Below are 7,333 nucleotides of genomic sequence, written 5' to 3'. Positions count from 1 at the left end.
GTGGGTGCGCGGCTTCCTCGCCGAGATCGAGGACGGCACGCTGCCGCACCTCGACCTGTGGCGCTCCTTCCACGCGACCGGCGAGATGCCGCCGGGCCTTCCGCTCGCTAGTCCTCGGGGGCTCCCCTCTCCGCCAGCTCGGCGATCTCGGGCGGCATCTCGCCGGTCGCGTGGAAGGAGCGCCACAGGTCGAGGTGCGGCAGCGTGCCGTCCTCGATCTCGGCGAGGAAGCCGCGCACCCACGCGGCCTCGGCGCGCCGCATCGCCAGGTCGTACTCGGTTTCCAGCAGGAAGAGGCGCGGCACCTCCTTCTCGCCGTCCAGGGCGGCCTGGTCGGCGGCGATCTCCCGCTCCATGGCGTCGAGGCGGCCGCGCAGCAGCGCCGCCACCTCGTCTGGGCCGAGCGCGCCGAGGACCGAGAGCCCCGCCTCGAACCGCGGCCGCTCGCGCTCGGGCACCCCGATCAGCTCCCGGACCCAGTCGGCCAGCTCGTCGCGTCCCGCGTCGGTGATGCCGTAGACGGTGCGCTCGGGCCTCGCGCCTTCCCTGGCGCTGCCCTCGACGGCCAGGAACCCGTGCTTCTCCAGGTTGCCGACCACGGTGTAGAGCGAGCCCCACTTGATGTCCATGTCGCGGTCCTTGCCGCGGGCGCGCATCAGGGACGCCATCTCGTACGGGTGCATCGGCCTGGCGGAGACGGTCGACAGCACGGCGAGCCCCAGCAGGTTGCTCACCTTGCGCCGCTTGGCCATCCCCGCCCCCTCGTGTACGAGTATTCGTACACGAGTATTGCAGCCGCGGCCGCCTCCGTCCACCCCGATGCACGCGCACCCGGCGCGGGTAGAGATCGGACGTGGACTTCTCCAGTGCGGCCGACGACCTGTACGGCGTCCCGCCCGCCGACTTCGTGGAGACCCGCAAGCGCCTGGCGCAGGAGGCCAGGAAGGAGGGCGACGCCGCGCTCGCCAAGCGGATCGGGGCACTGCGGCGCCCCACGCTCTCGGCATGGGCGGTGAACCTCCTCGCGCGCTCGGCCGCGGACGAGATCGCCGGGCTGCTGGACGTCGGCGAGGAGATGCGGGCGGCCTGGGGCTCGGGCCGCGGTCCCGGGGACCTGGAGCGGCGGCGTGCCGGGCTCGTCGCGTCGCTCGTGCGGACCGCCGGCCGGCTCGCCGCGGACGCGGGCAACGCGCTGCGCGAGCAGGCCGTCCGCGAGGTGGAGGACACGCTCCAGGCGGCCACCGTGGACGCCGCCGTCGCCGAGGAGGTCCGCGAGGGACGGCTGTCGCAGCCCCGCAGCCACTCCGGGTTCGTCCCCGCCGGGTTCTCCACGGCGCCCGCGTACCGGCAAGAGGGCGCGAAGGCGAAGCCCGATGAGCGGCCCGCCCGGCAGAAGCCGCCGCCCGAGAAGAAGGTCGAGCCGGAGAGCAAGGCCGAGCCGCAGAAGAAGGCCGAGCCGGCGAGGTCGAACGTCACGCGCACGAGCGCCGCCCGCGCCAAGCGGGCGGAGACGCTGCGCAAGCGCGCCGAGCAGGCCGAGGACAAGCTGGCCGAACATGAGGAGCGCGCCGACGCCGCCCGGCGCGAGGCGCGGGAGGCGTCCGCCAGGGTGGGGCATCTCCGGCACGAGCTGGAACGGGCGATCGCCGAGCGGGACGCCGCGTCCAGGAGGGCGGACCGCGCCGAGGAGAACCGCGCCCGCGCGGAGGAGGCCGCGCGCGAGGCCCGCGAGGCCGCCGCCGAGGCGCGCCGCGCCGCCGACCGCGACCCTCACTCCGCGCGCCCCGCCCCGAAGGCGGGGCGAGGATAAAAGGGATCTCCGGGATGAAGTAGGTTCTTCCCGAACGCGATTCGACAATAGAGGGGGCACGCGGTGGCGGCACCGGTCGTGGAGCAGCCGACTGACTGGACCGAGCCGGGCGCTCATCCGGTGGCGCCGGGGGTGCACCGGATCCCCCTGGGCCTGCCGATCCCGTCGCTGCACGCCGTCAACGTGTACGTCATCGAGGACCCCGAAGGCCTCGTGGTCGTGGACTCCGGCTGGGCCATGCCCGACACGGAGGCCTCGCTCGAAGGCGCCCTCGCCACCCTCGGGCACCGGCTGGACGACGTGGCGCAGTTCCTCGTCACCCACGCCCACTGGGACCACTACTCGCAGGCGCTGGCGCTGCGCGAGTCGTTCGGGACGCGCGTGCGGATCGGGCGGGGCGAGCGGCCGTCGATCGAGGCGTTCGACGCTCGCCGGGGGCTGCACCCCCGGCAGGTCGAGATGCTGCGCCGGTGCGGCGCGGGCGAGGTGGCCGACGAGATCGCCGGCAGGCCTGTGGAGCGTTCCGAACGGGACGTCCCGCACACCATGCCGGACGCGTGGCTGGACGACGGGGAGCGCGTCGCCCTGACCGGACGGGGCCTGGACGTGTTCGCCACCCCCGGGCACACGCGCGGCCACGTCGTCCTGCGCGACGCTGCGGCCGGGCTGCTGTTCGCGGGCGACCACATCCTGCCGCACATCACGCCGTCGATCGGGCTGGAGACCGAGCCGGAGCCGAAGCCGCTGCGCAGCTACCTGGAGTCGCTGCGGCTGGTCCGGGACATGCCCGACACCGTGCTGCTGCCCGCGCACGGCCCCGTGCGGCCGAGCGTGCACACCCGAATCGACGAGCTGCTGGAGCACCACGCCGAGCGGCTGGACGCCGCAGCCGCGCAGGTGCGCGCCGGGCGCGCCACGGCCTTCGAGGTGGCGACCGCGATGCCGTGGACGCGCCGCAGGCGCAGCCTCGGCGACCTGGACGCGTTCAGCCGGATGCTGGCCGTGCTGGAGATCGAGGCGCATCTGGACGTCCTCGCCGACCGGGGCGTTCTGGACGCCCACGAGGAGGGCGGCGTCCGCCGCTACGCCGCGCGGCGCTGACTCCCCGGGCCGGGCGCCCGGAGACGCCCGGGTTAGGCTGATCTCCGATTCCCCGGCGGAAGGAGCGGCGATGACGGTCGCCCCCGAGTTCACTGCGATCACCTCCGCGGCGGAGCTGCGCGAGCTTCTCGGCGCGCCGATGCGGCGGGCGGTCGACAAGGAGCGGGTCGCGCTGCACGAATGGGACCGCCGGTGGCTCGCCCGGTCCCCGCTCTGCCTGATCGCCACCAGCGACGCCGCGGGGAACTGCGACGTCTCCCCCAAGGGCGACCCTCCGGGCTTCGTGCACGTGATCGACGACACGACGATCGCCATCCCGGACCGCCCCGGCAACCGCCGCGCGGACGGGTTCATGAACGTGCTGAGCAACCCGCACGTCGGCCTGATCTTCCTCGTGCCGGGGCGCGGCGAGACGCTGCGGATCAACGGCCGGGCCACCCTCGTCAGGGACGCGCCGTTCTTCGGCGAGATGGTCGTCAAGGGGCACCGGCCGGCGCTCGCGCTCGTCGTGGACATCGAGCAGATCTTCTTCCACTGCGCGAAGGCGCTCATGCGCTCCCGGCTGTGGAAGGCGGAGTCGTGGGATCCGGAGGCGCTGCCGCCGCACGCCCGGATCGTCAAGGACGTCCAGTACACCGAGGAGAGCGTCGAGGAGCTCCGGGAGTACTACAGCGAGGCGAACTACAGCAAGAAGCTCTACCAGGCCTGACACGGCCGGGGCGGCTGAGGAGACGGAACGACCCCCGCGCGTTCCGCGCGGGGGTCCTTCGGCGGTGCGGCCCGGTCAGCCGCTCTTGCGGCGGAACTGCCGCTGGTGGTCGGCGCGCTCGTGGGTGCCGCGCACCTTCGAGCCGCTCCGGCCGCCGGCGCCGGCGTTCTTGCTCTCCGCGCCGCGCTTGCGCTCCAGTGCCTCCCGGAACCTGCGCTTCACCTCGTCCTCGCCGTCTTCGGGCGCTCCTTCGGAGTCGGCCATGCGGACCTCCAGCTCTTGTATGGGCACCCCTAGCGTCACACACCCCGCGGTGGACGCGGGCCCGTGCACGCCGAAAGATCGCCGTGGGAGATTCCAGCATAAACCGGCCATCGGCAAACGTTCTCTCCTAGGGTTTGTGCACGTGGAGCCCCAGACGCCGCAGGCCGAGCCCGTCCCCGCCCATCCGCCGCTGGAGGCGCTCGCCGTCCAGCCGCTGCTGAACCCCGACTACGAGTCCCGGCCCGCGGCGTTCTACGAGCGGCTGCGGGCGGAGTACGGTCCCGTCGCTCCGGTCGACGTCCTCGGGGTGCCGGTCTGGCTCGTGGTCGGCTACGGCCAGACGCTCGACATCCTGCGCGACCACCGCGGGAACTGGAGCCGGCGGGTCGGCGCCTGGCGCGCGTACCGGGAGGGCGCGGTCCCGGCCGACTGGCCGATGCTGCCGGTGGTCGAGTCCGACAACTGCGGGTTCCGCGACGGCGCCGACTCCACCCGGCTGCGCGGCGCCTGGAGCGAGGGGCTGCGGCCGTTCCAGGACCGGAGCCGGCCGGAGGCGAAGGCGCTGGAGCTGGCGGTCCGCCGGTACGCCGACGAGCTGCTCACCGTGATCTCCGAGAGCGGCGGCCGGTCCGGTTCGGCGGACCTGTCGGCGCAGTACGCGCGGCCGCTGCCGCTGATGGTGATCGGCCGGCTGCTCGGCTCGGAGGCCGACGACGGCGACGAGCTGATCCTCGACCTGTGGCGGGTGATGGACGCGGGCCCGGACGCCCAGGAGGCGTCGGCCCGGCTGATCGCACGGGTCGCGGACCTGTGCGCGGCCCGGGTCGCCGCCCCCGCCGAGGACCTGCCGTCCTTCATGCTCGCCGCCGTGCCCGACCTGACCGCCGAGGAGCTGACCGGCGAGATGGCGATGATGACCGGCCTCGTCGGCGACGTGACGGGAACGCTCATCTGCAACACCATCACCGAGGTGCTGATCGGCGAGACCGGCGCCCGCGACAGCCTGTCGGCCGGGATGCTCCAGGAGGCGATCAACCGGGCCGCGGCCGCCAACCCGCCGATGGCGAACCTGGCGTTCCGGTGGGCCAAGGCCGACGTGCGGCTCGGCCGGTTCCAGATCGCGGCGGGCGACCCGGTCATGGTCTCGCCCGCCGCCGCGCACCAGGACCCGGCGTTCGCGGCGCGCGGCGCGCCCGACTCGATCTACAGTTCGCGCGCCCATCTGGCGTGGAGCGCCGGCCCGCACGCCTGCCTCGGCCGCGACCTCGCCACCACCATCACCACGATCGCGGTGGAGCGGCTGTTCGAGCGGTTCTCCGGGCTGCGGCTCGCGCTGCCCGCCGACCAGCTCGCGTGGCGCTCCTCCCCGCTGATGCGCGGCCTGCGGTCGCTGCCGGTCACCTACGAGCTGGCCGGAAACCCGCCCGAGCCGCGGCCCGCCCCCGCCGCCGAGGAGGCGGCCGAGCAGGAGGCGCCGGACGATGGAGGGCAGGGCTCGCTGGTGCGGCGCGTCCTGCGGATGATGCGGCTGTCGCAGTCCTGACCGGCCTCGTCCACCGCGGAACGCGCCGGGTCACCCGGCGGCGGTCTCCCCGATGCCGTCCACCTCGACGGTCCACACGCCGTCCATGACCTCGGTCAGGGTGAGCCGCAGCACCAGCGCGGAGCGTCCCTCCGCCGCGGTCCACAGCGGGAGCGCCACGCGGTAGGCGCGCTCCCCGCCCGACACCTGCTCGACCCCGGTCACCTCCAGGTCCGCGAAGGCGTCGTCGGGCGGGCTGATCAGTTCGCGCCCGGACGCGGTCACCGCGTCGGCCATCTGCGCGGCGCTCAGCCTGCGCCCCTCGGTGAGGGTCTCAAGCTCCTCGTAGTCGCCGCGGACCAGCAGCCCGACCACGACCCGGACCGCGTTCACGCCCTCTTCCGCCAGCATGCGCCACACCGTACCGCGCCGCCGCCGCGAGACCGCCCGCATGTTTGGACACGCGCGCCCGGGAACGTTCCGTCCGGTAGACGGCAGGGAGGAAGAGATGCCAGACAAGAGCGACAAGCACGGCGCGAAGCTCGACGAGGAGATCGGCCGCGAGACCCAGGGAATGGTCAGGGGCGGCCACCCCACGCACGCCGAGGAGTTCAAGGAGACCGAGCCGTTCTCGAACGACTACCCCGCCGACCCGGCCGCGGCCACCGCCGGGGACCGCGAAGGCTCCCCGCCCGGGATGAGCGCGCAGGACGTGGAGGGCCGAAGCGCCCTGGCCCGGATGCTCAGCGGCGTCCGCTACCCGGCCCGCCCGAACGAGCTGGTCCGGCACGCGGCCGAGGGCGGAGCTCCGGACGGGGCCCTCGACGAGCTGCGGACGCTGCCGAAACGCGAGTACGAGAACGTCGCCGACGTGGCCGAGCAGCTCGGCTACGGCCGCGAGGAGCGGCGCTACTGACCGGACTGACCGGCACTACTGAGCGGCACTGCTGATCTCGGCGCCGCGCCCGCACCACCGGCCCAGCGCGTCCCGGATCTCCGCGGCGCGGCGGTCCGGGGCCGTCTCGTCGGTCGCCCAGGCGATGTAGCCGTCCGGGCGCACCAGTGCGGTCGTGCGCGTGGCGCCGCCGGCGACGGCGCAGTGCACGCGCCCGGCCCACCGCTTCGTCGCCAGGTAGGTCACCGCGGGGTCGTTGGCGGCGACGACCAGCACGAACCGCCCGTCCCCCAGCAGCCGGAACAGGCTGCCGGCGCCGCCCGCGAGCGGGACGTCCGGGGCCCGCCTCCCGGTCAGGGGATGCGAGCCGCGCGGCGCCGGGTAGGCGATGTCGATGCCGGAGACCGCGGCGGCGACCCGCCGCGCGGCGGGCGGGACGCGGGTCGCCGCGAACGCCGCCGCGGCGCGGGCGGCCCGCGCCCAGCGAGGCTCGGCGAGCGTGAACCGCAGCAGCGCGCCGCTCCTGCGCAGGACGACCCTTCCGACGGGATGCCGCTCCTCGTGGTAGCTGTCGAGCAGCCATGACGGCGCCCACCCGTGCAGTTCGGCGGCCAGCTTCCACCCGAGGTTCGCCGCGTCCTGCATCCCGGTGTTCATGCCCTGGCCGCCCGCCGGCGAGTGGACGTGCGCGGCGTCCCCGGCGAGGAAGACCCGTCCCACGCGGTAGCGCGGGACCTGCCGCTCGTCGCTGTGGAACCGGGACGTCCAGCGCGCGTCCCGCATGCCGTGGTCGGTGCCGAGGGCGCGCCGGACCACCGCGCGGAGCTCCTCCATGTCGACCGGTTCGGAGTCGGGCGCCTGGTGGCGGCGGTTCCACGCGATCACCCGGTACCAGCCCTCCCCGAAGGGGGCGACGAACGCGAACGCGTCGCCGGCGGCTCCCGCGGTGAGCGCGTCCGCGGGCGCCTCGTCCAGCCGGACGTCGGCGAGCATCACCGACCGCACCACCGCGCGGCCGGGGAACGGCAGCTC

The 7,333-nt window shown here is 74.6% G+C and carries 9 protein-coding genes; 5 read left to right on the top strand and 4 right to left on the bottom strand.

Translation table 11 applies throughout. The features are described from left to right. Positions 1 to 107: 107 nt before the first annotated feature. Entirely contained in the window at positions 108 to 752 is a 645-nt protein-coding gene (locus tag AB0C69_RS34825; RefSeq protein ID WP_345179167.1) for a PadR family transcriptional regulator, read from the bottom strand. A gap of 101 nt (positions 753 to 853) precedes the next feature. Here AB0C69_RS34825 and AB0C69_RS34820 point away from each other — a divergent pair, with 101 nt between their 5' ends. The 3 genes from AB0C69_RS34820 (at position 854) to AB0C69_RS34810 (ending at position 3,620) form a co-directional block, all read left to right on the top strand. Beyond that, the gene (locus AB0C69_RS34820) at positions 854 to 1,810 is read left to right on the top strand and encodes a hypothetical protein (protein ID WP_360359405.1); all 957 of its coding nucleotides are present in this window, start codon (positions 854 to 856) and stop codon (positions 1,808 to 1,810) included. Between the two features lie 63 nt (positions 1,811 to 1,873). Continuing rightward, complete coding sequence (locus tag AB0C69_RS34815; RefSeq protein WP_360359402.1) at positions 1,874 to 2,911, top strand: MBL fold metallo-hydrolase; 1,038 nt, start codon at positions 1,874 to 1,876, stop codon at positions 2,909 to 2,911. 70 nt (positions 2,912 to 2,981) lie between these two features. After that, a complete protein-coding gene (locus tag AB0C69_RS34810) occupies positions 2,982 to 3,620 on the top strand; it encodes a pyridoxamine 5'-phosphate oxidase family protein (RefSeq protein ID WP_345179174.1) in 639 nt (212 codons plus the stop codon). Positions 3,621 to 3,695: 75 nt separating this feature from the next. On the opposite strand, the gene AB0C69_RS34805 is transcribed toward AB0C69_RS34810, so the two are convergent. Beyond that, positions 3,696 to 3,884: a DUF5302 domain-containing protein gene (locus AB0C69_RS34805; protein ID WP_360359399.1), complete on the bottom strand. Its 189-nt coding sequence runs from the start codon at positions 3,882 to 3,884 to the stop codon at positions 3,696 to 3,698. Between the two features lie 142 nt (positions 3,885 to 4,026). On the opposite strand from AB0C69_RS34805, the gene AB0C69_RS34800 reads away from it, so the two are divergent. Beyond that, the gene (locus AB0C69_RS34800) at positions 4,027 to 5,427 is read left to right on the top strand and encodes a cytochrome P450 (protein ID WP_360359396.1); all 1,401 of its coding nucleotides are present in this window, start codon (positions 4,027 to 4,029) and stop codon (positions 5,425 to 5,427) included. Between the two features lie 30 nt (positions 5,428 to 5,457). Here the strand turns inward: AB0C69_RS34800 and AB0C69_RS34795 are convergent, their stop codons facing one another. Continuing rightward, positions 5,458 to 5,817, bottom strand: coding sequence for a hypothetical protein (locus tag AB0C69_RS34795; RefSeq protein ID WP_360359393.1), 360 nt, complete (start codon positions 5,815 to 5,817; stop codon positions 5,458 to 5,460). Positions 5,818 to 5,914: 97 nt separating this feature from the next. On the opposite strand from AB0C69_RS34795, the gene AB0C69_RS34790 reads away from it, so the two are divergent. Further along, positions 5,915 to 6,322, top strand: coding sequence for a DUF2795 domain-containing protein (locus AB0C69_RS34790; protein WP_360359391.1), 408 nt, complete (start codon positions 5,915 to 5,917; stop codon positions 6,320 to 6,322). A gap of 15 nt (positions 6,323 to 6,337) precedes the next feature. Here the strand turns inward: AB0C69_RS34790 and AB0C69_RS34785 are convergent. Continuing rightward, positions 6,338 to 7,333, bottom strand: a 996-nt coding sequence (locus tag AB0C69_RS34785) for an FAD-dependent monooxygenase (RefSeq protein WP_360359388.1), incomplete at its 5' end; no start/stop codon positions are given.

Origin of the sequence: Actinomadura sp. NPDC048032, assembly GCF_040653175.1 — a bacterium.
Classification (GTDB): domain Bacteria; phylum Actinomycetota; class Actinomycetes; order Streptosporangiales; family Streptosporangiaceae; genus Spirillospora; species Spirillospora verrucosospora.
The sequence above is the reverse complement of the archived record's forward strand: the minus strand, read 5'-3'. Positions and strand labels throughout refer to the sequence as shown.

What these genes read in the sequence shown, in the direction of transcription:
- AB0C69_RS34825 (WP_345179167.1), bottom strand. Translation starts at nt 752, where the DNA reads ATGGCCAAGCGGCGCAAGGTGAGCAACCTGCTGGGGCTCGCCGTGCTG.
- AB0C69_RS34810 (WP_345179174.1), top strand. Translation starts at nt 2,982, where the DNA reads ATGACGGTCGCCCCCGAGTTCACTGCGATCACCTCCGCGGCGGAGCTG.
- AB0C69_RS34805 (WP_360359399.1), bottom strand. Translation starts at nt 3,884, where the DNA reads ATGGCCGACTCCGAAGGAGCGCCCGAAGACGGCGAGGACGAGGTGAAG.
- AB0C69_RS34795 (WP_360359393.1), bottom strand. Translation starts at nt 5,817, where the DNA reads ATGCTGGCGGAAGAGGGCGTGAACGCGGTCCGGGTCGTGGTCGGGCTG.
- AB0C69_RS34790 (WP_360359391.1), top strand. Translation starts at nt 5,915, where the DNA reads ATGCCAGACAAGAGCGACAAGCACGGCGCGAAGCTCGACGAGGAGATC.